Here is a 25,253-nt window from a genome sequence, read left to right as displayed (position 1 = left end):
TGCCGTGGGGTGCCGTGGGACGCCCGTGGGGACGCCGCCGTCGCCGCGTCCCGCTGTCGGACCCCCTCACTAGGGTGGCGGGCATGACGGGACGGCCGGAGAAGTACGTGGCGCTGCTGCGCGGGATCAACGTCGGCGGCAACAAGAAGGTGCCCATGGCGGAGCTGCGCCAGGTGATGGCGGGGCTGGGCTGGGAGGACGCGCGCACCCACCTCAACAGCGGCAACGCCGTCTTCACCGCGGGGGAGCGGGACACGGAGGAGCTGGCGGCCGGGCTGGAGGCGGCGATCGCCGGGCGCTTCGGTTTCACCGTCCCCTGCCTGGTCCGCACCGCCGCCGAGCTGCGCGCGGTGGCCGACGCCTGCCCGTACCCGGCCGCCGGCCTCGATCCGGCCAAGCTGCTGGTCCTCTTCCTCGGCCGCGCCCCGGACCGCGAGCGGCTGGCGGCGGTGGACGCGGCGGCGTACGCGCCCGACGAGTTCCGCGCCGGGGAACGGGAGCTGTACTGCTGGTTCCCCGGCGGCATGGGCCGCAGCAAGCTCCCCGGCGCCCTGGAGGCGGCCTGCCGCGGCACGACCGTCACCGGCCGCAACTGGCGCACGGTCACCGGACTGCTGGGGATGCTCTCCTGAACCCGGAGCCACCCGGCCGGGTGGCGTGGCCGGGGCCGCGACCGCCGGACGGCGTCAGGCGCTGACGGGCACGCTCTCGTGCCCGGACCACCGCGCCAGCGCCTCGTCGTAGCGCCGCGCCATCAGAGCGGCCAGCTCGGGGGCGTCGCCCAGCACCGGCGCCAGCAGGTCCGCGCCCGCCTCGCGGGCGCCCGCGGCGATGCGGTCCGGCAGGAAACCGGGCGCGACGACGTACGGGGCGACGGCCACCCGCCGTACGCCCTGCGCGCGCAGCAGCCGGACCGCGTCGGCGGTGCGGGGAAGGGATGCGGAGGCGAACGCAGGCCGCACGGCACACCAACCGGAGATGTGCCGCCACTCCCGCGCGATATCTGCGATCACTGCGATCGCCTCCGGGTCGGAGGAGCCCGCCGAGGCCAGGACGACCCCGGTCGAGCGCTCGTCGCCGGGCCGCAGCCCGGCCTCGCGCAGCCGCCGCTCCAGGGCGGCCGTCAGCAGCCGGTCCGGGCCCAGGACGGCTGCCTGCCGCACCGAGATCCGCGGCAGCCGCGCGAGGGTCTCGCCCAGCACCGCCGGGATGTCGGCCTTGGCGTGGAAGGCGCGGGTGAGCAGCAGCGGCAGGGCCACCGCCCGCCGTACGCCCTCGGCGTGGAGGCGGGTGAGCGCCTGCGGCACCGAGGGGGCGTTGAAGTCCAGATGGCCCACCTCGACCCGCAGCCCGGGGCGCAGCCCGCGCAGCCGGGCGCACAGCGCGGCCACGGTCGCCGCGTGGCGCGGGTCGCGGCTGCCGTGGGCGACGACCAGCAGCGCGGGACGGGAGGCGACCGGACGGAGGGTGCGCACGGGCCCGCTCACCCTCCGGCCGCCGTCGCCAGTCCGCGGCTGTGCAGCACGCGGCGCTCCATCGGCGCGAACAGCACCGACTCCACGACCACGCCGACGGCCAGGATCAGCACCACCGAGGCCAGCACCAGGCTCAGCTCGCCGCTCTGCCTGCCCGCGTCCAGCATCCGGCCGATGCCGGGCAGGGGCGTGGCGGTGATCAGCTCGGCCGTCATCAGGGCGCGCCAGCCGAAGGTCCAGCCCTGCCGCAGCGCCGTCACGAAGCCGGGCAGCGCGGCGGGCACCAGGACGTGCACGGCGCCGCGCAGCCCGCCGGCGCCCATCGACCGGCCCGCCCGCAGCAGCAGCGGCGGTATCTGGTCGACGGCGGCGGTGACCCCGACGGCGATGGACGGCACCGCGCCGAGCAGCACCACGGCGTACACCGCGCCCTCGGAGTTCCCCAGCGCGATCACCGCCACCGGCACCAGCGCGGCGGCCGGCAGCGACTGCACGGCGGACAGGATGGGGCCCAGCACCGTGCGCAGCGGCGCCGCCCTGGTGAGCAGCAGCCCCAGGGGGACGCCGATGGCCGCGGAGGCGGCGAAGCCGATGAGGCAGCGCAGCATGCTGTGGCCGAGGGAGGGCAGCAGCGTCCCGTCCGACCACGCCGCGGCCAGCTCGCCCCAGACGGCGGCGGGGGCGGGCAGCGTCGCCGACCAGTTCAGCACGTGGGCGAGCTGCCACAGCGCCAGCACCAGGGCGACGGCCGCCAGCGGCGGCGCGGCCATGGCCAGCAGCCGCCGCGAGGTGGCCGCGGTCGCGGACACCGGGGACTCCAGGGCGTCCAGGCCGGACGCCATCTCGTCGGAGTCGCCGGACCCTCCCGCGTCCCCGCCGACGGCCTGCCGGGAGTCCTCGGTGTCAGTGGCGGGCATGTCGGACGATCTCCTCGTGCAGATGGCCGGTGATCTCCCGGGCGAGGGAGGTGACACCGGAGTCCTCGATACGGCGGGGGTAGGGGATGTCCACGTCCCACTCGCGCGCGATGCGCCCCGGGCGCGAGGAGAGCAGCACGACCCGCTGGCCGAGCCGTACCGCCTCGCGCACGTTGTGCGTGACGAACAGCACCGTCAGCTCCCGCTCGCGCCACACCCGGGTCAGCTCCTCGTGGAGCAGGTCGCGGGTGATGGCGTCCAGCGCGGCGAAGGGCTCGTCCATCAGCAGCACCCGGCTGCCCTGCGCCAGCGAGCGCGCCAGCGCCACGCGCTGCCGCATCCCGCCGGAGAGCTGGTGCACCCGTTTGCCGTACGCGTCCGGCAGCCGCACCAGCCGCAGCAGCTCCTCGGCGCGCCCGCGCCGCTCGGCCCTGGGCACCCCGGCGAGCTTGAGGGCCAGCTCCACGTTGCGGCCGGCGCTCAGCCAGGGGAAGAGCGCGTGGTCCTGGAACATCAGCGCGGGCCGGCCGTGCGGCACCCGCACCTCGCCGGAGGTCGGGCGGTCGAGCCCGGCCACCAGGTTGAGAAGCGTGGACTTGCCACAGCCGGAGGCGCCCAGCAGGCAGACGAACTCCCCGGGCGCCACCGTCAGGCCGATGTCGTCCAGCACCTGCTGGCGGACGCGGGGGGAGGCGCCGAAGGACTTCGAGACGTGGTCGAGACGTACCGCGTACGGGCGGGCCTGCCCGGCCCCGGCACCGGTGACGGACGGCGCCGGGGCGGGGGTGGCGAGTTCGGTGGACACAGCGGAGTCCTCTCGTGGTTCGCCACCCTGGACGGGCGGCTACGTCGGGGGAGAGCCGGCGTGCGCGGCGGGGGGGTACGGGCGGTACCGGAGGTACCGGTGGGCGTGCGGCAGCGGGGGTCTCGGCGTCACCGGCGGCATCCCGCCAGTCCGCCCTGCCCGCTGCCCCGGGCGCCGCTGCCGATGCGGCCTCCCGTGTGGTCGAAGGTGGAGAAGGCGTCGTGCACGGCGGCGCCCGCCGCGGTCAGAAGTCCCATCCGTCGTCCTCCGCGCCGTCGCCCCCGGCGGACCGGGTCGCCCTGGCCGCCTCGGCGAAGGCGTCGCCGGACATGCCGGCGGTGAGGGTGGAGCCGTCGGCGGGGTCGATCAGCAGGAACGATCCGGTGCGGCGGGAGAGCGCGTAGGGGTCCAGCGGCAGGGGCTCGGCGGTGCGGATCCGCACCCGGCCGATGTCGTTGGCCACCAGCTCACCGGGTTCGGGGTGGTGCGAGAGGTCGTCCAGGGTCAGCCGGGAGGGGATCTCCTTGACGATCGCCTTGACCGTGCGGGTGGTGTGCTTGATCAGCACCCGCTGGCCCACCCGCAGCGGGGTGTCGTGCAGGTGGCAGACGGTGGCGGTGACGTCCTGGCCGGTGGCCGGTGCGCCGTCGGCCGGGGCGATCAGGTCGCCGCGGGAGATGTCGAGGTCGTCCGCGAGCTGGAGGGTGACCGACTGCGGGGCCCGCGCCGCCTGGACCGACTGGCCGAGCACGTCGATGGCGGTGACGGTGGAGGTGCGGCCCGAGGGCAGCACCGCGACCCGGTCGCCCACGCGGAACGCGCCGGAGGCGATCTGGCCGGCGTAGCCGCGGTAGTCGGGGTGCTCGGCGGTCTGCGGGCGGATGACGTACTGGACGGGGAAGCGGGCCGGGCCGGCCGCCAGGTCATGGCTGACCTCGACGGTCTCCAAGTGCTCCAGGACGGTGGGGCCGCCGTACCAGTCCATGCGCTCGGAGGGGGTGACCACGTTGTCGCCGACCAGCGCCGAGATGGGGATGGCGGTGACCTCGGGCACGCCGAGGGAGGCGGCGTAGGCGGTGAACTCGCCCGCGATGGCGGTGAAGACGGCCTCGTCGTAGTCGGCCAGGTCCATCTTGTTCACGGCCAGCACCACGTGCGGCACCCGCAGCAGGGCGGCGACCGCGGCGTGGCGGCGGGTCTGCTCGACCACGCCGTTGCGGGCGTCGACCAGGATGATGGCCAGCTCGGCGGTGGAGGCGCCGGTGACCATGTTGCGGGTGTACTGCACGTGGCCGGGGGTGTCGGCCAGGATGAAGCGGCGGCGCGCGGTGGCGAAGTAGCGGTAGGCGACGTCGATGGTGATGCCCTGTTCGCGTTCGGCGCGCAGGCCGTCGGTGAGCAGGGCCAGGTCCGGGCCCTCGGCGCCGCGGCTGCGGGAGGCGTGCTCGACGGCCTCCAGCTGGTCGGCCAGGATCGACTTGGAGTCGTGCAGCAGCCGTCCGACCAGGGTGGACTTGCCGTCGTCGACCGATCCGGCGGTGGCGAAGCGCAGCAGCGAGGTGGCCGACAGCAGCTCCGCGGCCGCGCCGTCGGCGGCGGGGGAACTGGCGGAAGCAGTGGGTGCGGTGGTCATCGGTCAGAAGTACCCTTCGCGTTTGCGGTCCTCCATGGCGGCCTCCGACAGCTTGTCGTCGGCCCGGGTCGCGCCCCGCTCGGTCAGCCGGGAGGCCGCGATCTCCGCTATGACCTGTTCGATGGTGACGGCGTCGGAGTCCACCGCCCCGGTGCAGGACATGTCGCCGACGGTGCGGTAGCGCACCTGGCGCACCTCCACCGTCTCGCCGTCCTTCGGGCCGCCCCACTCGCCCGGGGCCAGCCACATGCCGTTGCGCCGGAAGACCTCGCGGGTGTGGGCGTAGTAGATGGCGGGAAGCTCGACCTTCTCCCGCGCGATGTACTGCCACACGTCCAGCTCGGTCCAGTTCGACAGCGGGAAGACGCGCACGTGCTCGCCCGGCGCGTGGCGGCCGTTGTAGAGCTGCCACAGCTCCGGCCGCTGCCGGCGCGGGTCCCAGCCGCCGAACTCGTCGCGCAGGGAGAACACCCGCTCCTTGGCGCGGGCCTTCTCCTCGTCCCGCCGCCCGCCGCCGAAGACCGCGTCGAAGCGGCCCGTCTCGATCGCGTGCAGCAGCGGTACGGTCTGCAGCGGGTTGCGGGTGCCGTCGGGGCGCTCGCGCAGCTCGCCGCGGTCGATGAACTCCTGCACCGAGGCGACGTGCAGGCGCAGCCGGTGCTCGGCCACCACCCGGTCGCGGTAGGCGATGACCTCGGGGAAGTTGTGGCCGGTGTCCACGTGCAGCAGCGCGAAGGGCACCGGCGCCGGGGCGAAGGCCTTCAGCGCCAGGTGCAGCATCACGATGGAGTCCTTGCCGCCGGAGAAGAGGATCACCGGCCGCTCGAACTCGCCCGCCACCTCGCGGAAGATGTGCACCGCCTCCGACTCCAGCGCGTCCAGGTGGCTCAGCGCGTACGCCGGGCCGGAGGTCCCGGGAGCCCCGGAACCCGTGGCGGTCCCGTTCGGCTCGGCCGTCGGTTCGGTCGAGATCGTCATGCCAGTCCCCTCTCGGCGAGCAGTGCGTACAGCCGGGCCGCGGAGTCCTCCACCGGCTCGGTGTGCGCCTCGATCCGCAGGTCCGGGTGGGCCGGCGCCTCGTACGGGTCGTCCACCCCGGTCAGCCCGGAGAGCTCCCCGTTGGCCTGCCTGGCGTACAGCCCCTTCACGTCGCGCTCGGAGCACACCTCGACCGGCGTGGCCACGTGCACCTCCAGGTACGCCGTGCCCTCCGCCTGGTGGCGCTTGCGCACCGCCTCGCGGCTGTCGGCGTACGGCGCGATCACCGGGACCAGCGCCTTCACGCCGTTGGAGGCGAGCAGTTCGGCGACGAAGCCGATCCGCTGCACGTTGGTGTGGCGGTCCTCCCGGGAGAAGCCCAGGCCGGCGGAGAGGAACTCCCTGATCTCGTCGCCGTCCAGCACCTCCACCCGGTGCCCCTCGCCGCGCAGCCGGTCGGCCAGCGCGTGGGCGATCGTGGTCTTGCCGGCGCTCGGCAGGCCGGTGAGCCAGATCGTGGCTCCGGTGCCGGTGTCGCCGGTTCTTTCCGTGCCGGAGGCGGTCGCCCCGCTCATCTGCCGCTCCTCAACTGTCTGGACCTGTCCGGTCTCCGGGTTCGCCATCAGCCATGCAGTCCGCACTCGGTCTTGCCGCGCCCGGCCCAGCGGCCGGAGCGGGCGTCCTCGCCCACCAGCACCCGCCGGGTGCAGGGCGCGCACCCGATGGAGGGGTAACCGTCCATCAGCAGCGGGTTGGTGAGGACGCCGTGCTCGGCAACGTAGGTGTCCACGTCGTCCTGCGTCCAGCGTGCGATGGGCGAGACCTTGACCTTCCCCCGCCTCCCGTCCCAGCCGACGACCGGGGTGTCCGCCCTGGTCGAGGACTCGTCGCGGCGCAGGCCGGTGGCCCAGGCGTCGTATCCGCGCAGTCCCTCCTCCAGCGGCCTGACCTTGCGCAGCGCGCAGCACAGGTCGGGGTCGCGGTCGTGCAGGCGGGGCCCGTACTCGGCGTCCTGCTCGGCCACGGTCTGCCGGGGGGTGAGCGTGATGACGTTGACGTCCATCACCGCCGCCACCGCGTCCCGGGTGCCGATGGTCTCCGGGAAGTGGTAGCCGGTGTCGAGGAACACCACGTCGACACCGGGCATCACGCGCGAGGCGAGGTGCGCGACGACGGCGTCCTCCATCGAGGAGGTCACGCAGAAGCGCCGGCCGAAGGTGTCGGCGGCCCAGCGCAGGATCTCCGTCGCCGAGGCGTCCTCCAGTTCGCGGCCCGCCTTCTCGGCGAGCCGCCGCAGCTCGTCGGTGCCCGGCCGCAGGTCGTGCCGGTCCTCGGCGGCGTTCATCGTGTGGTGTCCCCCTCAGCGGAACCGGACCGCCGCAGGCCGTCGGCCAGCAGTCCGAGGAACGAGAGCTTGAAGGCGCGGTTGCAGGAGGCGCACTCCCACGCGCCGGGGCCGTCCTCGGACGGCCGCAGGTCCTCGTCGCCGCAGTACGGGCAGTAGAACGGCGCGGCGCGCTCGCTCACGGCGCCTCCCCCGTCGCCTCCGCGCCCGCCGGGACGCGTCCCCGGCTCACTTCAGGGCCCCCTCGTCCGCCCGTGCCGCCCACTGGGCGAAGCGCTCGCCGTCCTGCCGCTCCTCGCGGAAGCGGGTCAGGAGGCGCTCGACGTAGTCGGGCAGCTCGGCGGCGGTGACCTTCAGACCGCGCACCTTGCGGCCGAAGCCGGGGTCCAGGCCCAGGGAGCCGCCCAGGTGGACCTGGTAGCCCTCCACCTGGCGGCCGTCGGCGTCGGTGACGAGCTGGCCCTTGAGGCCGATGTCGGCGACCTGGATGCGGGCGCAGGAGTTGGGGCAGCCGTTGATGTTGATGGTGACCGGCTCGTCGAAGTCCGGCATGCGGCGCTCCAGCTCGTCGATGAGGGCGGAGCCGCGGCCCTTGGTCTCGACGATGGCCAGCTTGCAGAACTCGATGCCGGTGCAGGCCATGGTGCCGCGCCGGAAGACCGACGGACGGGTCGTCAGGTCCAGCGCCTCCAGGCCCTCCACCAGGGAGTCCACCCGGTCCTCGGCCACGTCGAGGACGATCATCTTCTGCTCGACGGTGGTGCGCACCCGGCCCGAGCCGTGGTCCTCGGCCAGCTCGGCGATCTTGGTGAGGGTGGCGCCGTCGACGCGGCCGACGCGCGGCGCGAAGCCGACGTAGAAGCGGCCGTCCTTCTGGCGGTGCACCCCGATGTGGTCGCGCCAGCGCTGGGCGGGGAACTCCGGCGCGGGGCCGTCGGCCAGCTTCCGCTCCAGGTACTCGTCCTCCAGCACCCGGCGGAACCTCTCCGCCCCCCAGTCGGCGACGAGGAACTTCAGACGGGCGCGGTTGCGCAGCCGGCGGTAGCCGTAGTCGCGGAAGATCGAGACGACGCCCTCCATGACGTCCGCGACCTCCTCCACCGGCACCCAGGCGCCCAGCCGGACGCCGAGCCGGGGGTTGGTGGACAGGCCGCCGCCCACCCACACGTCGAAGCCGGGGCCCAGCTCGGGGTGGCGCACGCCGACGAACGCCACGTCGTTGATCTCGTGCGCCACGTCCAGCAGCGGGGAGCCGGAGACGGCCGTCTTGAACTTGCGGGGCAGGTTGGAGAAGGCCGGGTTGCCGACGACGCGGCGCTGGATCTCCTCGATCGCGGGCGTGCCGTCGACGATCTCGTCGGCGGCGATCCCGGCGACCGGCGAGCCCAGGACGACACGGGGGGTGTCGCCGCACGCCTCGGTGGTGGACAGGCCCACGGCCTCCAGGCGGCGCCAGATCTCGGGGACGTCCTCGATGCGGATCCAATGGAACTGGATGTTCTGCCGGTCGGTGACGTCGGCGGTGCCGCGGGCGAACTCCTGGGAGATCTCGCCGACGACGCGCAGCTGCTCGGTGGTCAGCCGTCCGCCGTCGACGCGGACGCGGAGCATGAAGTACTCGTCGTCCAGCTCCTCCGGGGCCAGGACGGCGGTCTTGCCGCCGTCGATCCCGGGCCTGCGCTGGGTGTAGAGACCCCACCAGCGCATCCGGCCGCGCAGGTCGCTGGGGTCGATGGAGTCGAACCCGCCGCGGGCGTAGATCGTCTCAATGCGTGTCCGCACATTGAGACCGTCATCGTCCTTCTTGAACTGCTCGTTGGCGTTGAGCGGGGTGAAGTGCCCGGCGGCCCACTGGCCCTCGCCGCGGTGGCGGCCGGCCTTGCGGCGGGTCGGGGCAGCGCTGGCTGGCTTGGGGGTGTCGGCCATGACGGTGTGTTCGTCCTTCTGCTGGACTCGGCTGCGCGGAAAGCGGCCCGGGTCCGTACGGCGCGCTGACGTGCGCGGACCCGGACGGCGACGCGGGCGGGAAGACCGCCTGCCCGCGACGGCGGGGGCGGCGGATGTGCGGCGGTGCTGGGACTGTCAGCCCGTCGGACAGATGGCGCTGGACATGCGGCCGAGGTCGACGTGCCGCCGACTCACCAAGGCAATTCCAGCTCGAGACATGGCAGAAGCGTGGCATGCGTGTCTCGCGGCAGTCCACCTTTATCCACAGTTCGGACAACCTTGTCCCGTACCGCGAGACGATGTGGTGTCGATCACACGGGGTTCACGTTCCGGAGGGGCTCACGCCGCCGCGCCCGGCCAGGGGCCCGGGGTCGGAATGTCCGCTTCCTCCTCCGTCCTGGTGTCGAACAGACGGAAGCCGCGCCGCCGGTAGTTCGCCAGCGCGTGGGGGCCGTCCTTGCTGCAGGTGTGCAGCCACACCCGCCGGGTGGGCTCGCGCTCCGGCCAGCGCTCCGCCAGGTCCCAGGCGCGGGCGGTGCCGTACGACAGCAGGTGCCCGCCGATGCGCCGGCCGCGGAAGGCGGCGATCAGGCCGAAGTAGCTGATCTCCACGTTCCCCTCGGGCTGCGGGTCCAGTTCGAGGTACCCGGCCGGGGTGCCGCGATCGTACGCCACCCACGTCTCCACGGCGGGCCGCTCCAGGAACTCCCGCCACCGCGCGTACGTCCAGCCCAGCCGGTCCGTCCAGGTGACGTCCGCGCCGACGGCGGTGTAGAGGAAGCGGCTGAACTCCGGGCTGGGGACCTCCGCCCGGGCGATCCGGATGCCGGACTCGGCGTCCGGAGTGTGGGCGGGGGAGAGGTCGGAGGGGGAGGTCTGCTCCAGCGACCAGGTGGTGACGGTGACGGTGCTGCTCATACCGGGCAGTGAAACACGCCGGCTTCGGCTGCCGGGGCCCGGCCCCGGGGCGCGGGCGGCGGGGCGGGCCGCGTACCACAATGCCCCCATGCCCCCGACCAGCAGCCGTCCGAACGGCGCCCCCGAACCCGTCCCCCCGTCCGCCGCCCCCGTCGCCGTCCTGGGGGAGTGCGTCGCCGACGCCTTCACCGTCCCGCCGCAGGGCCGCGCGCCCGGCGCCCCCGGGCCGTCCACCCCCGCGATCGGCCTGGAGGTCCTGCCCGGCGGCGGCCCCGCCAACACCGCCGTGGCGCTCGCCCGGCTCGGCACACCCACCCGTTTCCTGGGCAGACTGTCGACGGACGTCTTCGGCCGGCTCTTCCGCGAGCACCTGGCCGCCTCCGGGGCCGGCCTGGAAGCGGTGGTGGAGGCCTCCGAGCCCAGCACCCTGGCCGTCGCCGACGTCGACGCCGAGGGCCGCGCCGAGTACTCCTTCCACGCCGAGGGCACCGCCGACTGGGCCTGGACGGACGAGGAGCTGGCGACGGCGGCGGCCGGTCCCGCCGCGTGCCTGCACACCGGATCACTGGCACTGGTCAGGCCGCCCGGCGGCGAGGCGGTGGAACGGCTGCTGGAACGGGTGCGGCGGCGGGCCACCGTCTCGATCGACCCCAACGTCCGGCCGCTCCTGGTGGATCCGGCCGTCTACCGCGAGCGGCTGCCGCGCTGGTGCGCGGCGGCCGACCTCCTGCGCCTGTCCGGCGACGACCTCGGCCACCTCCTGCCCGGCGCCGGCGTGGAGGAGGCCGCCGACACCCTCCACGGCCACGGCGTCCCCCTGGTCGTCGTCACCCTCGGCCCCGAGGGCGCCTACGCCTCGATGGAGCGCGCGGGCGGCGCGGGGCGGCTGCGGCTGCGGGTGCCCGCCCCGCCCACCACCGTGGTGGACACCGTCGGCGCCGGCGACGCGTTCACGGCCGGTTTCCTGCACTCCCTCCACACCGGCGGCGCCCTCGGCGGGCGGCTGGACTCGCTGACCGCCGAAGCCCTGGAGGAAGCCCTGGCCACCGGCGCCGCCGTCGCCGCCGCCACCTGCGCGGTGCGGGGCGCCGACCCGCCGTGGGCGCACCGGACGGGGCGGCCCGCGCACGGATGAGCGCCCGCCGGCGGGCGCCGGGACCTTCGGCCCGCGTCCCGCCCGGGAACGGGACCTTCGGCCGCCGGGCGGGGCCCCTTCGGCGACTGCGCCCGGCGGCCCCGGCGGCGTGCAATGGGATCACCGAGGCCCCCGACCAGAGGTGATCCCCATGGCAGAAGCCACCGCACGTCCCGCCGCACCGGCGGATGCCGAGACGACCGTCGACACCCTGGTCGCACACGCCGTCAAGTCCCTCGAGGAGTACGCGTCGTTCACCCAGGAGCAGGTCGACCACATCGTGCGGAAGGCCTCCCTGGCCGCCCTGGCCGAGCACTGCGAACTGGCCGAGCTGGCCGTCGCCGAGACCGGCCGGGGCGTGTTCGAGGACAAGGCGATGAAGAACCTCTTCGCCTGCGAGCACGTCACCCACTCGATGGACGGACTGCGGACCGTCGGCGTCGTGCGCCGCGACGAGCTGAACGGGATCACCGAGATCGCCGAGCCCGTCGGCGTCGTCTGCGCCATGACCCCGGTGACCAACCCCACCTCCACCACGATCTTCAAGGCGCTGATCGCGCTCAAGACCCGCAACCCGATCGTCTTCGCCTTCCACCCCTCGGCCCAGCGGTGCAGCGCCGAGGCGGCCCGGATCGTGCGCGACGCGGCCGTGGCGGCGGGCGCCCCCGAGCACTGCGTGCAGTGGATCGAGGAGCCGTCGATGGAGGCCACCCGGCGCCTGATGAACCACGAGGACGTCTCCACCATCCTGGCCACCGGCGGCAACGCCATGGTCCGGGCCGCCTACTCCTGCGGCAAGCCGGCCCTCGGCGTCGGCGCGGGCAACGTCCCCGCCTACGTCCACCGCACCGCCGACGTCGCCCGCGCCGTGCACGACATCGTCCTGTCCAAGGCCTTCGACAACGGCATGATCTGCGCCTCCGAGCAGGCCGCGATCCTGGACGCCGGGGTCTACGAGCGGGCCGTGGCCGAGTTCCGCGGGCTCCACGCCCACCTGGCCACCCCCGAGGAGAAGGAGAAGCTGGAGCGGTTCCTCTTCGGCGCCACCGCCCGGGGGGCCAACTGCGCCGAGGCGAGGCTCAACGCCGACGCCGTCGGCCGCCCGCCCCACTGGATCGCCGAACAGGCGGGCTTCACCGTGCCCGAGGACACCTCCGTGATCCTCGCCGAGATCGGCGCCGTCGGCCCCGCCGAGCCGCTCAGCCGCGAGAAGCTCTCCCCGGTGCTGGCCCTGCTGCGCGCGGAGAGCACCGAGCACGGCATCGAACTGGCCGCGCGGATGGTCGAGTTCGACGGGCTGGGCCACAGCGCGGTGATCCACACCGACGACGAGGCGCTGACCGAGGAGTTCGGCCGCCGCGTCAAGGCCGTGCGCATCATCGCCAACGCGCCCTCCAGCCTCGGCGGCATCGGCGACGTCTACAACTCCTTCCCGCCCTCGATGACCCTGGGCTGCGGCTCCTACGGCCGCAACTCCGTCTCCGGCAACGTCACCGCCGTCGACCTGCTCAACATCAAGCGCGTGGGGCGCCGCAACACCAACATGCAGTGGTTCAAGGTCCCGCCGAAGATCTACTTCGAGCGCCACTCCCTGCGCCACCTCGGCGACATGCGCGGCATGCGGCGCGTCACCGTCGTCACCGACCGGAACATGGACCGGCTGGGCTACCTCACCCGCGTCAAGGACATCCTGCGCTCCCGCCGGGACCCGGTGCACCTGCAGATCATCGACGACGTCGAGCCCAACCCGGAGCTGGCCACCGTCGAGCGCGGCGCCGAGCGGATGCGCGAGTTCGAGCCCGACACCATCGTCGCCCTCGGCGGCGGCTCGCCCATCGACGCCGCGAAGGTGATGTGGCTGATGTACGAGCACCCCGAGATCGCCTTCGCCGACACCAAGGAGAAGTTCTCCGACATCCGCAAGCGCGCCTTCACCTTCCCGCCGCTGGGGGAGAGGGCGAAGCTGATCGCGGTCCCGACCACCTCCGGCACCGGCGCCGAGGTCACCCCCTTCGCCGTCATCTCCGACCCGGCCGCCGCCCGCAAGTACCCGCTGGCCGACTACGCCCTCACCCCCGACGTCGCCATCGTCGACCCGGTGCTGACCGCGTCCCTGCCGCCCGCCGTCACCGCCGACTCCGGCTTCGACGCCCTCACCCACGCCACCGAGGCGTACGTCTCGGTCTACGCCAACGACTACACCGACGGGCTGTGCCTCCAGGCCATCCGCCTGATCTTCGAGAACCTGGAGCGCTGCGTCACCCACGGCCCCGAGGACCCCCGGGCCCGCGAGCGGATGCACAACGCCTCCACCATCGCCGGCATGGCCTTCGCCAACGCCTTCCTCGGCCTGGTGCACGCCATGTCCCACACCCTCGGCAACACCTTCCACCTCACCCACGGCCGGACCAACGCGCTGCTGCTGCCGCACGTCATCCGCCACAACGGCCGCGTCCCGACCAAGCTCACCGGCTGGCCGAAGTACGAGACCTACCGGGCCCACGAGCGCTTCCAGGAGATCGCCAAGACGCTCGGCCTGCCGGCCGCCACCCCCGAGGAGGGCGTGGAGTCCTACGCGCGGGCCGTGGAGGACCTGCGGGCCCTCTGCGGCATCCCGGCCTCCTTCCAGGAGGCGGGCGTGGACGAGAGGGCCTTCGTCGCGGCCCTGCCCCGGCAGGCCCGCAACGCCTACGCCGACCAGTGCGCCCCCGCCAACCCCCGGATGCCGATGCTCGACGAGATGCAGGCGCTGATGCGCCAGGCCTACTACGGCCGCACCCCGGCCGCCTGACCGCCCCCTCGGGAACCCCAGGAGACCAGCCATGACGACCATCCCGCAGCCGCAGTCCCCGTACCGCCGCGGCGCCGCCGCACCCGGCCGCCCCGCCGAGCAGGACGCCTGGAAGGGCTTCCGCGGCGGGCTGTGGCGGGACGCCGTCGACGTCCGCGACTTCGTCCAGCGGAACTACACCCCCTACGAGGGCGACGGCTCCTTCCTCGCCGGGCCCACCCACCGCACCACCGCCGTGTGGAACAAGCTGCTGGCGATGCTCCCCCGCGAGCGCGAGCGCGGCGTGTACGACGTGGACACCGCCACCCCCTCCGCCATCACCGCCTTCGGCCCCGGCTACGTCGACGAGGACCTCGACCTGATCGTCGGCCTCCAGACCGACGCCCCGCTCAAGCGGGCGATCATGCCGACCGGCGGCTGGCGGATGGTCGAGGCGGCCCTGAAGGCGTACGGCCACGAGCCCGACCCGGAGGTGAGGAAGATCTTCACCTCCTACCGCAAGACCCACAACGACGGCGTCTTCGACGCCTACACCCCCGAGATCCGCGCCTGCCGCTCGGCCGGCATCATCACCGGCCTGCCCGACGCCTACGGCCGCGGCCGCATCATCGGCGACTACCGCCGCGTCGCCCTGTACGGCGTGGACCGGCTGATCGCCGGCAAGCAGGCCGACCGGGCGCTGCTGGACGGCCGCTGGCCCACCGAGGACGTCATCCGCGACCGCGAGGAGAACGCCGAGCAGATCCGGGCGCTGCGCGAGCTGAAGGAGATGGCGGCCTCCTACGGGTACGACGTCTCCCGCCCGGCCGCCACCGGCCGCGAGGCCGTCCAGTGGCTGTACTTCGCCTACCTGGCCGCCGTGAAGGAGCAGAACGGCGCGGCCATGTCCATCGGCCGCATCGACGCCTTCCTCGACGTCTACCTCCAGCGCGACATCGAGCGCGGGCTGCTGACCGAGAGCGGGGCCCAGGAGCTGGTCGACGACTTCGTGGTCAAGCTCCGCATCGTGCGCTTCCTGCGCACCCCCGAGTACAACCAGCTCTACTCCGGCGACCCCACCTGGGTCACCTGGTCGCTGGCCGGGATGGGCGAGGACGGCCGCCCGCTGGTCACCCGCACCGCCTTCCGCGCCCTGCAGGCCCTGTACAACCTCGGCCCCGCGCCGGAGCCCAACCTGACGGTCCTCTGGTCGCGGGCGCTGCCGAAGGGCTTCAAGGAGTTCGCGGCGCGCGTCGCGGTCGACACCAGCGCCCTGCAGTTCGAGTCCGACGAGCTGACGCGCCCCAAGTACGGCGACGACACCGCCATCGCCTGCTGCGTCTCGGCGATGGCCACGGGGAAGCAGATGCAGTTCTTCGGAGCCCGCGTCAACATCGCCAAGGCCCTGCTCTACGCCATCAACGGCGGCCGCGACGAGATGACCGGCGAGCGGGTCGTCGCGGGCTTCCGGCCGGTCGAGGGCGAGTACCTGGACTACGCCACCGTCGCCGGGCGCTACGACGCGATGCTGGAGTGGCTGGCCAGGACGTACGTCCACGCCCTCAACGTCATCCACTACATGCACGACCGCTACGCGTACGAGCGGCTGGAGATGGCCCTGCACGACCGCGAGGTGCTGCGGACCATGGCCTGCGGCATCGCCGGGCTGTCGGTGGCCGCCGACTCGCTCTCGGCGATCAAGCACGCGCGGGTGCGGGTGATCCGCGACGCCACCGGGCTGGCCGTCGACTACGAGATCGAGGGCGACTACCCGGCGTACGGCAACAACGACGACCGCGCCGACGAGATCGCCCGCGGCCTGGTCCACGGCTTCATGGAGAAGGTGCGCCGCCACCCCACCTACCGGGGCGCGGTCCACACCCAGTCGGTGCTGACCATCACCTCCAACGTCGTCTACGGGAAGAAGACCGGCAACACCCCCGACGGCCGCCGCGCCGGCGCCCCCTTCGCCCCCGGCGCCAACCCGATGAACGGCCGGGACCGCCACGGCTACGTCGCCTCGGCCCTGTCGGTGGCCAAGCTGGACTACGACGACGCCGAGGACGGCATCTCGCTGACCAACACCATCACCCCCGACGCCCTGGGCCGCACCCCGGCCGAGCGCGCCGGGAACCTCGCCGGGGTGCTGGACGGCTACACCGCCGCCGGGGGCTTCCACATGAACGTCAACGTCCTGGACCGGGGGACGCTGGCGGACGCCATGGAGCACCCGGAGAAGTACCCGCAGCTCACCGTCCGCGTCAGCGGCTACGCGGTGAACTTCGTCAAGCTCACCCGCGAGCAGCAGCTCGACGTCATCGCCCGCACCTTCCACGGAGCCCTGTGATGACCGCGCCCGCCGGCACGGGACCGATCCGGGCGACCGCGCCGGCGGGGGCCGCCACCCCCGCCGGGGCGGCCACCCGCCGCCCGGTCACCGGATCGGTGCACTCCTGGGACCTGTCCACCGGCGTGGACGGCCCCGGCACCCGCTTCACCGCCTTCCTCGCCGGCTGCCCGCTGGCCTGCCTGTACTGCCACAATCCCGACACCTGGCGGCTGCGCCACGGCAGGCGCACCACCGCCGACGAGCTGGTGGCCGAGGCCGCGAAGTACACGGCGTTCATCCGGGCCGCGGGCGGCGGCGCCACCCTCAGCGGCGGCGAGCCGCTGCTCCAGCCGGTCTTCGCCGGGGAGCTGCTGCACCGCTTCAAGCACGAGCTGGGCCTGCACACCGCCCTGGACACCTCCGGCTTCCTCGGCGCCCGCGCCTCCGACGCCCTGCTGGCCGACACCGACCTGGTGCTGCTGGACGTCAAGGCCTGGGACCCGGAGCTGTACCGGAAGGTCACCGGCGGCCGGGGCGAACTCGCCCCCACCGTGGACTTCGCCCGCCGCCTGGCGCTGCTGGGCAACGAGGTGTGGGTGCGGTTCGTGCTGGTCCCCGGGCTGACGGACGGACCCGACGACATCGAGGGCGTCGCCGCCTTCACGGCCTCCCTCGGCAACGTCACCCGCGTCGACGTCCTGCCCTTCCACACGCTGGGGGCCGCCAAGTGGGAGGCCGTCGGCCGTGCCTTCCCCCTGGCCGGCACCCCGGTCCCCACCCCCGGGCAGGTGGCGCGGGCCCGCGAGGTCTTCGCCGCGCACGGCCTCCACGCCGTGTGAGCCACCGCACCGGTGTGCGAACCGCGCGGTTCCGGGGGAAACCGGCAGGCCACGGTGTGAGTCGCGATCGCCGGGCCGGATACGTTAAGGGCGTGCAACCGGCCCCCTCTCCCCCGAAGCCGTCCTCGAACCCGCTGCGCAGGGTACGCGCCCTGTACCGCAACGTCCCCAAGCGGAAGCTCGCGTGGCTGCTGCTGAAGGACACCGTCAACTCCTGCATGGAGTACCGAGTCCTGGGGCTGGCCGCCGAGGCGGCCTTCTTCACCCTGCTGTCGCTGCCGCCGCTGCTCCTGGGCCTGATCGGGCTGCTCGGCTACCTCGACGCCTGGATCGGCACCGACACCATCGACAGCGTCCGCGCCAACATCCTCAACGCGTCCGCCGCCGTCCTCTCCGACCGGGGCGTCAGCCAGATCGCGGAACCGCTGATCGACGACGTGATCGAGGGCGGGCGGCCCGACGTCATCTCCTTCGGCTTCGCCCTGGCCCTGTGGTCCGGATCGCGCGCGGTGAACGTCTTCATCGACACCATCACCGTCATGTACGGCCTCGACGGCCACCGCGGCATCGTCGCGACCCGGCTGCTGGCCTTCGGGCTGTACCTGGTCGCGCTGCCGCTGGGCGCGGTCGCCCTGCCGCTGATGATCGTCGGGCCGGACGCGGTGGTCGGCTGGGTGCCGCAGCTGGAGCCGCTGGTCGCGGTCTTCTACTGGCCCGTGGTGGTGGTGGTCTCCGTCGTCTTCCTCACCACGCTCTACCACGTCTCCGTGCCCGTCCGCTCGCCCTGGGCGGAGGACATCCCCGGCGCGCTGGTCGCCCTGCTGATGTGGATCCTGGGCAGCGTCCTGCTGCGCGTCTACCTCGTCCGCACGGTGGAGGGGCCGTCGCTGTACGGGTCGCTGGCCGCGCCCGTGGCGGTGCTGCTGTGGATCGGGATATCGGCCTTCGCCGTCCTGGTCGGCGCGGCCGTCAACGCCGCCATCGACCACGTGTGGCCCTCGGTCACCACGGCCGCCGCCCGCCGCGCCAGCGAGCGGGCCCGCGAGCAGGCCGCGGCCGAGGTCGTCGCCGCGGCCGCCGCCCGGCGCGCGATGCGGGAGGCGGAGGGCGGCGCCGACGGGGACGGGGAGAGGGGAGAGCCGCCCGCGGAGTTCCCCGAGCGCTGGACGAAGTTCCTGCCGCCGACCGACATACGCTCCCGGCTGCGCTCCCGCCGCCGCGGCTGACGGCCGGTCCGCCGGCCGGCGGACCGGCGGGGACGGGCCCGGGGCGCCGTGCGGCGTCCCGGGCCCGTGCGCCGGCGGTCGTCGTCAGGCCGGGTCACCCCCTCTTGTGCGCGCGGCTGCCCTTGCCGCCCTTCCTGCCGACGGCCAGGAGCGCCAGCCCGAGGAGGAAGACGATGCCTCCGGTGATCACGTTGGTGAGGATCGTCCTGGCGGTGTCCACGTTGCCGGCCGTCAGCCAGGGCGAGATGACCGTCCAGGCGCCGATCGCGCAGACGGCCATGCTCAGGCCGTAGGCCCGCTCGAAGGCCACGGCGAGCGCCAGCCCGATCACGGCGAGCGCGATGCCGGTGACGAAGTTGTTGACGGTCAGCGAGTTGAACTGGCTGAACCCCACGATCCATGGAGACGCCAGCAGGAAGACGCCGGCCAGCACGGTCAGCGCCTCCATCCCCTGCGCCGTGGGCGAGGCCGCCGCCTCCGCGTAGCGTGCACGCATCCCGATCAGGTCAGGGTGTTCCTCGATGCGCGACGTGGGTGTGGCCATGGGAGCCACCTCCTCTGAGACTTTCACCCTTATGCCCTATTTTCCACCACATGAGGCTGTGTGTCTTCCCGGGGAGCGCCCGTGTTCACCGGATCCGTGCGGTCCCCCCGGGCGCGGGAGGGGGCCGGAAAAACCGGTGGCGCGCGAGCCCGCCGCCGCCCTAGGCTCGGCGGCGCGAGGGGACCGGGGACACGGTTCCCGAAGAAGCCGTCGACGACCGGGGAACGAGGAGGTGGGGTTCATGGCCGCCGTCACCGCCGCCGCGGGCACCGCCCGCGGCAACGAGCCCGTCCGTTCCACTTCCGCGGTCTCCGGCTGACCACGTCCGGCTCCTCTCTCAGGCGTCTCACGCCTCTCACGCGCCGCCGTGCCGGGACCGCCCTCCCCGAAGGGTCATCCGCGTTGAGTCCTCTCGACCTCTCCGCACACCCGCTCGCCCGCTACGGCTGGAACGAGCACACCGCCGAGGCCTTCGCCCCGTACGGGCGCCAGGGCATGGTCCCCGCCCGCGTGGTCCGTGTGGACCGCGGGCGGTGCGACGCCGCCACCGCCGACGGCCCCGTACGGGCCGGCACCGCGCCCGTCACCTCCCCGGATCCGATGCTCACCGTCTGCACCGGCGACTGGGCCGCCCTCGAACCCGGCGGGCAGGAGGCGCCGTGGACGGCCCGCGCCCTGCTGCCCCGCCGCACCGCCTTCGTGCGGTCCACCTCCTCCACCCGCTCCGAGGGGCAGGTGCTGGCCGCCAACGTCGACCACGTCGTCATCACCGTCTCGCTGGCCGTCCCGCTCGACCCGGGACGGCTGGAGCGGTTCCTCGCGCTGGCCTGGGAGAGCGGCGCCCAGCCGCTGGTCGCCCTCACCAAGACCGACCTGGCCCCGGACGCCGCCCACGCCGCCGCGGACGCCGAGGCCGTCGCGCCGGGCGTGACGGTGCTGTCCGTCAGCGCCGTCACCGGGGAGGGGCTGGACGTGCTCGCCGCCGCGCTCGCCGGCGGCACCGCCGTGGTGCTCGGGCAGTCCGGGGCGGGCAAGTCCACCCTGGTCAACGCACTGGTCGGGGAGGAGGTGCTGGACGTGCGGGAGACACGTGCCCGTGACGGCAAGGGCCGGCACACCACGGTCACCCGCGAGCTGTTCGCGCTGTCCGGCGGCGGGGTGGTCATCGACACCCCGGGGCTGCGCGGCGTCGGGCTGTGGGACGCCGAGGAGGGCGTCGGCCGGGCCTTCGCGGACGTGGAGGAACTGGCGCGCGCCTGCCGCTTCCACGACTGCGCGCACACCACCGAGCCGGGCTGCGCCGTCCTCGCCGCCGTCGGCGAGGGTGTCCTGCCCGAGCGGCGCCTGGACAGCTACCGCAAGCTGCTGCGCGAGAACCAGTACCTCGCGGCCCGCACCGACGCCCGGCTGCGGGCGGAGCTGCGGCGCGACTGGAAGCAGAAGCAGGCGCTGGGCCGCCACATGATGGAGCGCAAGCGCGGCCCGCGCCGCTGACCCGCGCGACGCGGGCACGGGGGCGGCGGAAGCCGGTTGCTACCGTCGCCCCCATGCCCACCCGGAACGACGTCCCCGCCCAGCCGTTCGGCCCCCGGCAGTTCCAGCTCGTCCTGCTGCGCCGGATGGCCGACTTCCAGCCGGAGCTGGTGCTCGACGCGCTGCGCGAACTGGGCGCCGACCGGGCCGAGATGCGCGAGGCCAACCGCCGCTGGCAGGCCTGGAGCCGGGCGGGCGGCTCCCCGCGCGCCCGCGGCGCGGCGGCCCGCTACCGCTCGGTGCTCGGCGAACCCGAGACCGACCTGCCGCGCCGCGTCGGCGACCTGGACTGCCGGGCGCTGCGCTGGCCGGTGCCCCTCTGGCCGGATCTGCGCCTGGAGGTGCTGACCGCGCCGGGCGGCGCGGTGTGGAACGAGTGGCTGGTGCGCGCCCCGGGAGCGCCCGGCCCCGAGCCGCGCACGGTGGAGGACCTGCTGCCGTGGACGTGCACGGTCGAGGAGGTCGCCCGCGCCTTCGCGCCCGCCCGCCCGATGGAGGGCTCGGCGCCCACCCGGTGGCGGCTGGCCTTCACCGCCCCTGACCGCGCGGGCGGACGGCACGAGGTGATCGCGGAGTTCACCTGGGGGCTGCTCCAGCGGCTCCCGGAGCGCTGACGCCCTTCCCGGCGTCTCCTGCCCGCGCCTGCGCCTCCGTCTCCGCCCCTGCCGGGCGGTCCATCGTCCGCCAGACGGGGAGGACCAGCGGACTCAGCGTCGCCACGAGGTAGAGACCTCCCGCGGCCAGCAGCGCGGGCGCGAGCCCGACGCCCTCCACCGCGAGCCCGGCCGCCGCTCCGCCCAGCGGCGTCACCGCCAGCACCCCGGCCGTCGTCACGCCCAGCACCCGGCTGCGCAGCGCGCCGGGCACGGTCTCGAACAGCACCGTGGACAGGATCGGGTTGAGCGCCCCCGCCGCCAGCCCGGAGAGGGCCATCACCACCGCCAGGGCGGCGAAGCCGTCGGTGAACGCGGCCGTGGCGAAGCGGGGCAGCCCGGCCAGCAGGAAGCAGACGGCGAACACCGGCCGGCGCGGCAGCCGGTGCCCGAACGCGCCGTACAGCAGCGCCCCGGCCAGCGCGCCGCCGCCCATCAGGGACACCAGCAGACCCAGCTCCCGGGCCCCGCCCGGACCCTGCTGTGCGTGCGCCGGCAGCAGGACCGCGTTCCACGCCTGGTCCAGGCCGTTGGTGACCATCACCATCAGGGTGATGCCCAGGACCAGCGGTGTGCGCAGCACGTAGGAGCAGCCCTCGCGCAGCTCGGCGAGGTACGCCTGCCGGGAGTGCGGCGGGCCGGACGGGGCCGCGCGGCGCGGGGCGGCGGCCGGCAGGGCGCGCAGCCCGGCGGCCACCAGCAGCGCGGAGACGGCGAAGGTGGCGGCGTCCAGCAGCAGCGCCGTCTCCGCGCCCAGCAGCGCGATGAGCACCCCGCCCGCCGCGGCGCCCAGCATCCGGGCGCCGCGCGTGGCCCCGTCGTGGAGGCTCGCGGCCCTGGGCAGCGTCGTCCCGGCGCGCTCCGCCAGATCGGGCAGGAGGACCCCGCGCGCGGTCTCGCCGGGGGCGTGGAACAGCCCGCTGAGCGCCATCAGGACGCACAGGTGCCAGAAGCGCAGCGCCCCGGTGTGGTGCAGCAGCGGCACGGCGCCGACGGCGGCGGCGCAGACGGCGTCGGAGACGACGCTGGCGCGCCGCCGCCCCAGCCGGTCGATCACGGGCCCGGCGGCGACGGCCGAGACGACCACCGGCAGCGTGGCGCAGAACGCGACCAGCCCGGCGCGGGCGGCGCTGCCGGTGGTCTGGAGGACGAACCAGGGGACGGCGATGACCGTCAGCGCGTTGCCGGCGACCGAGACGGCGTGGGCGGCCAGCATCAGGGCGAGCGGCCGGCGGTCGGCGGTCATGACGCCGCCGCGCTCCGGCCCGGCAGGGCCGGGCGCCGGGCCGACGCCCGGCGCCGTGACTCCGCGGCGCGGTTCCGGGCGAGGCGGAGACGGGCATCGGGGTGGGGGTCGGGACGGGCATCGGGGTGGAGGTCGGGGTGGAGGTCGGGATGGGGAGGGCGCACGGATGCCTCCGGGGTCGGGTCGGGCCGGGCCGGTCAGTCCTCGGCGCGCGGGAAGGAGTGCAGGTGGACGCGGACGCGTTCGGCGCGCCCGTCGTCCCCGGCCCGCTCCCGGTAGCTCTCGACCAGCGCGTGGAGCCTGTCGTTCAGCTCACTGGCCAGTTCGGGCGTCAGCCGCAGGGTGAAGCTGCTGAGGTCGGCGGCCCGCCGCCACTCCTCGGGCCAGTCGTGCATCGTGCCGAGCCAGGTGCTCAGATCGCGTGAGTGGCGGGTGGCCGTCTCGTGCATGAGCAGGGCCAGCGCGCCCCGCACCTCGGGGTCGGGGTGCCGGTCGAACTCCCCGACGTCGTCCAGCCGCGTGCCCCGCTGCGCGGCCCGCCACCAGCGTTCGCGCGCGGTGCCGCGCCCGGTGTCCTCCTCGACGAAGCCGTGCGCGGCGAGCTGCCGCAGGTGGTAGCTCGTCGCTCCGCTGGACTCGTCGAGCCGGCCGGCCAGGCGGGAGGCCGTGGCGGGGCCGTACTCGTGCAGGGCGTCGAGGATGCGGATGCGCAGGGGGTGGGCGAGCGCGCGCAGGGAGCGCGGATCGAGCGAACGGATGGGGGACCTGGCGTCGGCGTCCGTCATACGACGACGGTAAGGGTGCAAAGGAAATTTTGCAACGCTTCCTTTGCATGGCATTCCCCGTGCCCGGCGCAGAGGCCCAGCGCCGCGTCCGATTTCCGCCAGTGGGAGCCCGCCGCGCGGCGCACACTGGATCGCGTGATGGACGACGAGACCAGGTACGAGGCGGTCCGCAGCCGCGACGGGCGGTTCGACGGCGTGTTCTTCACCGGTGTGCTCACCACCGGGATCTACTGCCGTCCCAGCTGCCCGGCCGTCACTCCCAAGCGGTGCAACGTGCGGTTCTTCCCCTCGGCCGCCGCCGCCCAGCGGGCGGGGCTGCGGGCCTGCCGCCGCTGCCGCCCCGACGCCGTGCCGGGGTCGGCCGAGTGGAACGTGCGGGCCGACCTCACCGGCCGCGCGATGCGGATGATCGCCGACGGGGTCGTGGACCGCGAGGGCGTCGAGGGGCTCGCCCGGCGGCTGGGCTACAGCGTCCGCCAGGTGCGCCGCCAGCTCACCGCCGAACTCGGCGCCGGGCCCGTCGCCCTGGCCCGCGCGCAGCGGGCCCACACCGCCCGGGTGCTGCTCCAGACGACGGCGCTGCCGGTCACCGAGATCGCCTTCGCCTCCGGCTTCGCCAGCGTGCGGCAGTTCAACGACACGATCCGCGAGGCCCACGCCTGCACCCCGCGCGAACTGCGCGCCCGCAGCCGCGCCGGGTCCGCCGGGGACCCGGCCGAGGGCGGGGGAGTGGCGCTGCGGCTGGCCTACCGGGGCCCGTACGACGCCGCCGGGATCCTGGACTTCTTCGAGCGGCGGGCCGTCCCCGGCGTCGAGGAGGTCACCGGGGCGCCGGGGGCCCGCACCTACCGGCGCACCCTCGCCCTGCCGTACGGCCACGGCGTCGCGGAGGTCCGGGAGAGGGCGGACGGGACGGGCGGGACGGGCGGGACGGACGGGACGGGCGGCGGCTGGCTGCCGTGCCGGCTGCACCTGGCCGACCTGCGGGACCTGACCACCGCCGTGCAGCGGGTGCGGCGGCTGTTCGACCTGGACGCCGACCCGTACGCCGTCGAGGACCGCCTGGGCGCCGACCCGCTGCTCGGCCCCCTGGTCCGGAGGCGGCCGGGACTGCGCTCGCCGGGCGCGGCCGACCCGCACGAGCTGGCGGTGCGCGCCGTGCTCGGCCAGCAGGTCACCGTGGGCGCGGCCCGTACGCCGGCGGGCGCGCTGGTGGCGGCGTACGGCAAGCCGCTGCCCGCCCCCGACGGCGCCCTCACCCACCTCTTCCCCGACCCCGGCAGCCTCGCCGAGGCGCCCCTGACCGAGCTGCCGATGCCCGACTCCCGCCGCCGGGCGGTCCGCGCCGTCGCCGCCGCCCTCGCCGACGGCGCCCTCGTCCTCGACCCCGGCGCCGACCGCGACGAGGCCGAGCGGGCGCTGCTCGCGCTGCGCGGCATCGGGCCCTGGACGGCCGGCTACGTCCGGATGCGCGCGCTGGGCGACCCCGACGTCTTCCTGCCCGGCGACGCGGGCGTACGGCACGGGCTGGAGCGGATCGGGGCCGCCGCGCGGGACGCCGAGGGCTGGCGGCCCTGGCGCTCCTACGCCCTGCACCACCTGTGGAACGCCCCCCTCGCCCCGGCCGGACCCGAGACCCCGGAGGACCGATGAGCACCTTCTACACCACCCACCCCAGTCCGCTGGGCGAGCTGCTGATCGCGGGCCCCGAGCCCGGTGTGACGGCCTCGGTCACCGTGCCCGGGCAGAAGGGCGGCGCCCGCGTACTGCCCGGCTGGCGGCGCGACGACGCCGCCTTCACCGGCGTCGTGCGGCAGTTGGACGCCTACTTCGCCGGAGAGCTGAAGGAGTTCGACCTCACCCCGGCCGCCGGGGGATCGGAGTTCCGCGAGCGGGTCTGGGCCGCCCTGGAGCGGATCCCCTACGGAGCCACCGTCAGCTACGGCGAACTGGCCGCCATGGCGGGGCTGGAACCGCGGTCGGTGCGGGCCGTCGGGGGCGCGGTCGGCGCCAACCCGCTGATGGTGGTGCGCCCCTGCCACCGCGTCATCGGCGCGAGCGGAACGCTGACGGGGTACGCGGGCGGCCTGGAGCGCAAGAAGCTGCTCCTCTCCCTCGAAGGGGCGCTGTGAACCGCTGACCGGCGGGGCCGGTCTCCGGGCCCCGCCCCGGACC

The 25,253-nt window shown here is 74.6% G+C and carries 25 protein-coding genes; 10 read left to right on the top strand and 15 right to left on the bottom strand.

The window, feature by feature from the left end:
• Positions 1 to 83: 83 nt before the first annotated feature.
• The gene (locus QC029_RS08920) at positions 84 to 632 is read left to right on the top strand and encodes a DUF1697 domain-containing protein (protein ID WP_279554959.1); all 549 of its coding nucleotides are present in this window, start codon (positions 84 to 86) and stop codon (positions 630 to 632) included.
• A 54-nt stretch (positions 633 to 686) separates the two neighbouring features.
• Here the strand turns inward: QC029_RS08920 and QC029_RS08915 are convergent, their stop codons facing one another.
• The 12 genes from QC029_RS08915 to QC029_RS08865 form a co-directional block, all read right to left on the bottom strand.
• Complete coding sequence (locus QC029_RS08915; protein ID WP_279554958.1) at positions 687 to 1,475, bottom strand: sirohydrochlorin chelatase; 789 nt, start codon at positions 1,473 to 1,475, stop codon at positions 687 to 689.
• Positions 1,476 to 1,483: 8 nt separating this feature from the next.
• On the bottom strand, positions 1,484 to 2,392 hold the full coding sequence (locus tag QC029_RS08910; RefSeq protein WP_279554957.1) for an ABC transporter permease: 909 nt from the start codon (positions 2,390 to 2,392) through the stop codon (positions 1,484 to 1,486).
• A complete protein-coding gene (locus tag QC029_RS08905; protein ID WP_279554956.1) occupies positions 2,379 to 3,197 on the bottom strand; it encodes an ABC transporter ATP-binding protein in 819 nt (272 codons plus the stop codon). The genes QC029_RS08910 and QC029_RS08905 overlap by 14 nt, the downstream gene beginning before the upstream one ends.
• A gap of 128 nt (positions 3,198 to 3,325) precedes the next feature.
• Positions 3,326 to 3,454, bottom strand: coding sequence for a hypothetical protein (locus tag QC029_RS08900; protein ID WP_279554955.1), 129 nt, complete (start codon positions 3,452 to 3,454; stop codon positions 3,326 to 3,328).
• Positions 3,442 to 4,830 (bottom strand): GTP-binding protein, encoded by a 1,389-nt coding sequence (locus tag QC029_RS08895; protein WP_279554954.1) that lies wholly within the window; start codon positions 4,828 to 4,830, stop codon positions 3,442 to 3,444. The genes QC029_RS08900 and QC029_RS08895 overlap by 13 nt, the downstream gene beginning before the upstream one ends.
• A gap of 3 nt (positions 4,831 to 4,833) precedes the next feature.
• Positions 4,834 to 5,808, bottom strand: a complete 975-nt coding sequence (cysD, locus tag QC029_RS08890; protein ID WP_279554953.1) for a sulfate adenylyltransferase subunit CysD — start codon at positions 5,806 to 5,808, stop codon at positions 4,834 to 4,836.
• Positions 5,805 to 6,383 carry an adenylyl-sulfate kinase gene (cysC, locus tag QC029_RS08885; RefSeq protein WP_279554952.1) on the bottom strand — a complete coding sequence of 193 codons (579 nt, stop codon included), beginning with the start codon at positions 6,381 to 6,383 and terminating at the stop codon, positions 5,805 to 5,807. The genes cysD and cysC overlap by 4 nt, the downstream gene beginning before the upstream one ends.
• 47 nt (positions 6,384 to 6,430) lie before the next feature.
• Positions 6,431 to 7,153: a phosphoadenylyl-sulfate reductase gene (locus tag QC029_RS08880; protein WP_279554951.1), complete on the bottom strand. Its 723-nt coding sequence runs from the start codon at positions 7,151 to 7,153 to the stop codon at positions 6,431 to 6,433.
• Entirely contained in the window at positions 7,150 to 7,335 is a 186-nt protein-coding gene (locus QC029_RS08875; RefSeq protein ID WP_279554950.1) for a hypothetical protein, read from the bottom strand. Before QC029_RS08875 ends, QC029_RS08880 begins: the two co-directional genes overlap by 4 nt.
• Before the next feature lie 46 nt (positions 7,336 to 7,381).
• Entirely contained in the window at positions 7,382 to 9,079 is a 1,698-nt protein-coding gene (locus QC029_RS08870) for a nitrite/sulfite reductase (RefSeq protein ID WP_279554949.1), read from the bottom strand.
• Positions 9,080 to 9,235: 156 nt separating this feature from the next.
• Positions 9,236 to 9,319 (bottom strand): putative leader peptide, encoded by an 84-nt coding sequence (locus QC029_RS31170; protein WP_369126574.1) that lies wholly within the window; start codon positions 9,317 to 9,319, stop codon positions 9,236 to 9,238.
• 120 nt (positions 9,320 to 9,439) lie between these two features.
• Complete coding sequence (locus QC029_RS08865) at positions 9,440 to 10,018, bottom strand: GNAT family N-acetyltransferase (RefSeq protein ID WP_279554948.1); 579 nt, start codon at positions 10,016 to 10,018, stop codon at positions 9,440 to 9,442.
• Positions 10,019 to 10,106: 88 nt separating this feature from the next.
• On the opposite strand from QC029_RS08865, the gene QC029_RS08860 reads away from it, so the two are divergent.
• From QC029_RS08860 to QC029_RS08840, 5 genes are all read left to right on the top strand, one after another.
• Positions 10,107 to 11,153, top strand: coding sequence for a carbohydrate kinase (locus tag QC029_RS08860; protein ID WP_279554947.1), 1,047 nt, complete (start codon positions 10,107 to 10,109; stop codon positions 11,151 to 11,153).
• A 151-nt stretch (positions 11,154 to 11,304) separates the two neighbouring features.
• A complete protein-coding gene (gene adhE, locus QC029_RS08855) occupies positions 11,305 to 13,944 on the top strand; it encodes a bifunctional acetaldehyde-CoA/alcohol dehydrogenase (protein WP_279554946.1) in 2,640 nt (879 codons plus the stop codon).
• Between the two features lie 31 nt (positions 13,945 to 13,975).
• Positions 13,976 to 16,270 (top strand): formate C-acetyltransferase, encoded by a 2,295-nt coding sequence (pflB, locus tag QC029_RS08850; protein WP_279554945.1) that lies wholly within the window; start codon positions 13,976 to 13,978, stop codon positions 16,268 to 16,270.
• Positions 16,270 to 17,091 (top strand): pyruvate formate-lyase-activating protein, encoded by an 822-nt coding sequence (pflA, locus tag QC029_RS08845; protein ID WP_279554944.1) that lies wholly within the window; start codon positions 16,270 to 16,272, stop codon positions 17,089 to 17,091. Before pflB ends, pflA begins: the two co-directional genes overlap by 1 nt.
• Positions 17,092 to 17,183: 92 nt before the next feature.
• Positions 17,184 to 18,317, top strand: a complete 1,134-nt coding sequence (locus QC029_RS08840) for a YihY/virulence factor BrkB family protein (protein ID WP_279554943.1) — start codon at positions 17,184 to 17,186, stop codon at positions 18,315 to 18,317.
• 94 nt (positions 18,318 to 18,411) lie between these two features.
• Here QC029_RS08840 and QC029_RS08835 read toward each other — a convergent pair whose 3' ends face one another.
• Positions 18,412 to 18,861, bottom strand: coding sequence for an SPW repeat protein (locus tag QC029_RS08835; protein WP_279554942.1), 450 nt, complete (start codon positions 18,859 to 18,861; stop codon positions 18,412 to 18,414).
• 402 nt (positions 18,862 to 19,263) lie between these two features.
• On the opposite strand from QC029_RS08835, the gene rsgA reads away from it, so the two are divergent.
• Positions 19,264 to 20,355, top strand: coding sequence for a ribosome small subunit-dependent GTPase A (gene rsgA / locus QC029_RS08830; RefSeq protein WP_279554941.1), 1,092 nt, complete (start codon positions 19,264 to 19,266; stop codon positions 20,353 to 20,355).
• 53 nt (positions 20,356 to 20,408) lie between these two features.
• A complete protein-coding gene (locus QC029_RS08825; protein WP_279554940.1) occupies positions 20,409 to 21,008 on the top strand; it encodes a hypothetical protein in 600 nt (199 codons plus the stop codon).
• On the opposite strand, the gene QC029_RS08820 is transcribed toward QC029_RS08825, so the two are convergent.
• On the bottom strand, positions 20,971 to 22,293 hold the full coding sequence (locus QC029_RS08820) for an MFS transporter (protein WP_279554939.1): 1,323 nt from the start codon (positions 22,291 to 22,293) through the stop codon (positions 20,971 to 20,973). The genes QC029_RS08825 and QC029_RS08820 overlap by 38 nt on opposite strands.
• A 197-nt stretch (positions 22,294 to 22,490) precedes the next feature.
• Positions 22,491 to 23,078 (bottom strand): helix-turn-helix domain-containing protein, encoded by a 588-nt coding sequence (locus tag QC029_RS08815; RefSeq protein WP_279554938.1) that lies wholly within the window; start codon positions 23,076 to 23,078, stop codon positions 22,491 to 22,493.
• A 138-nt stretch (positions 23,079 to 23,216) separates the two neighbouring features.
• On the opposite strand from QC029_RS08815, the gene QC029_RS08810 reads away from it, so the two are divergent.
• Both QC029_RS08810 and QC029_RS08805 read left to right on the top strand, forming a co-directional pair.
• A complete protein-coding gene (locus tag QC029_RS08810) occupies positions 23,217 to 24,731 on the top strand; it encodes a DNA-3-methyladenine glycosylase 2 family protein (RefSeq protein ID WP_279554995.1) in 1,515 nt (504 codons plus the stop codon).
• Entirely contained in the window at positions 24,728 to 25,210 is a 483-nt protein-coding gene (locus QC029_RS08805) for a methylated-DNA--[protein]-cysteine S-methyltransferase (protein WP_279554937.1), read from the top strand. The genes QC029_RS08810 and QC029_RS08805 overlap by 4 nt, the downstream gene beginning before the upstream one ends.
• Positions 25,211 to 25,253 lie beyond the last annotated feature (43 nt).

The sequence above is a fragment of the Streptomyces sp. DH37 genome, from assembly GCF_029813835.1.
Taxonomy (GTDB): Bacteria; Actinomycetota; Actinomycetes; order Streptomycetales; family Streptomycetaceae; genus Streptomyces.
Note: the sequence above shows the minus strand (reverse complement) of the source record. Positions and strands in the feature narration are given on the sequence as shown.

What these genes read in the sequence shown, in the direction of transcription:
- QC029_RS08825 (WP_279554940.1), top strand. Translation starts at nt 20,409, where the DNA reads ATGCCCACCCGGAACGACGTCCCCGCCCAGCCGTTCGGCCCCCGGCAG.
- QC029_RS31170 (WP_369126574.1), bottom strand. Translation starts at nt 9,319, where the DNA reads ATGTCTCGAGCTGGAATTGCCTTGGTGAGTCGGCGGCACGTCGACCTC.
- QC029_RS08880 (WP_279554951.1), bottom strand. Translation starts at nt 7,153, where the DNA reads ATGAACGCCGCCGAGGACCGGCACGACCTGCGGCCGGGCACCGACGAG.
- cysD (WP_279554953.1), bottom strand. Translation starts at nt 5,808, where the DNA reads ATGACGATCTCGACCGAACCGACGGCCGAGCCGAACGGGACCGCCACG.
- QC029_RS08865 (WP_279554948.1), bottom strand. Translation starts at nt 10,018, where the DNA reads ATGAGCAGCACCGTCACCGTCACCACCTGGTCGCTGGAGCAGACCTCC.
- QC029_RS08815 (WP_279554938.1), bottom strand. Translation starts at nt 23,078, where the DNA reads ATGACGGACGCCGACGCCAGGTCCCCCATCCGTTCGCTCGATCCGCGC.
- QC029_RS08835 (WP_279554942.1), bottom strand. Translation starts at nt 18,861, where the DNA reads ATGGCCACACCCACGTCGCGCATCGAGGAACACCCTGACCTGATCGGG.
- adhE (WP_279554946.1), top strand. Translation starts at nt 11,305, where the DNA reads ATGGCAGAAGCCACCGCACGTCCCGCCGCACCGGCGGATGCCGAGACG.
- QC029_RS08805 (WP_279554937.1), top strand. Translation starts at nt 24,728, where the DNA reads ATGAGCACCTTCTACACCACCCACCCCAGTCCGCTGGGCGAGCTGCTG.
- QC029_RS08895 (WP_279554954.1), bottom strand. Translation starts at nt 4,830, where the DNA reads ATGACCACCGCACCCACTGCTTCCGCCAGTTCCCCCGCCGCCGACGGC.
- QC029_RS08910 (WP_279554957.1), bottom strand. Translation starts at nt 2,392, where the DNA reads ATGCCCGCCACTGACACCGAGGACTCCCGGCAGGCCGTCGGCGGGGAC.
- QC029_RS08920 (WP_279554959.1), top strand. Translation starts at nt 84, where the DNA reads ATGACGGGACGGCCGGAGAAGTACGTGGCGCTGCTGCGCGGGATCAAC.
- pflB (WP_279554945.1), top strand. Translation starts at nt 13,976, where the DNA reads ATGACGACCATCCCGCAGCCGCAGTCCCCGTACCGCCGCGGCGCCGCC.
- QC029_RS08900 (WP_279554955.1), bottom strand. Translation starts at nt 3,454, where the DNA reads ATGGGACTTCTGACCGCGGCGGGCGCCGCCGTGCACGACGCCTTCTCC.
- pflA (WP_279554944.1), top strand. Translation starts at nt 16,270, where the DNA reads ATGACCGCGCCCGCCGGCACGGGACCGATCCGGGCGACCGCGCCGGCG.
- QC029_RS08870 (WP_279554949.1), bottom strand. Translation starts at nt 9,079, where the DNA reads ATGGCCGACACCCCCAAGCCAGCCAGCGCTGCCCCGACCCGCCGCAAG.
- QC029_RS08860 (WP_279554947.1), top strand. Translation starts at nt 10,107, where the DNA reads ATGCCCCCGACCAGCAGCCGTCCGAACGGCGCCCCCGAACCCGTCCCC.
- QC029_RS08810 (WP_279554995.1), top strand. Translation starts at nt 23,217, where the DNA reads ATGGACGACGAGACCAGGTACGAGGCGGTCCGCAGCCGCGACGGGCGG.
- cysC (WP_279554952.1), bottom strand. Translation starts at nt 6,383, where the DNA reads ATGAGCGGGGCGACCGCCTCCGGCACGGAAAGAACCGGCGACACCGGC.
- QC029_RS08820 (WP_279554939.1), bottom strand. Translation starts at nt 22,293, where the DNA reads ATGACCGCCGACCGCCGGCCGCTCGCCCTGATGCTGGCCGCCCACGCC.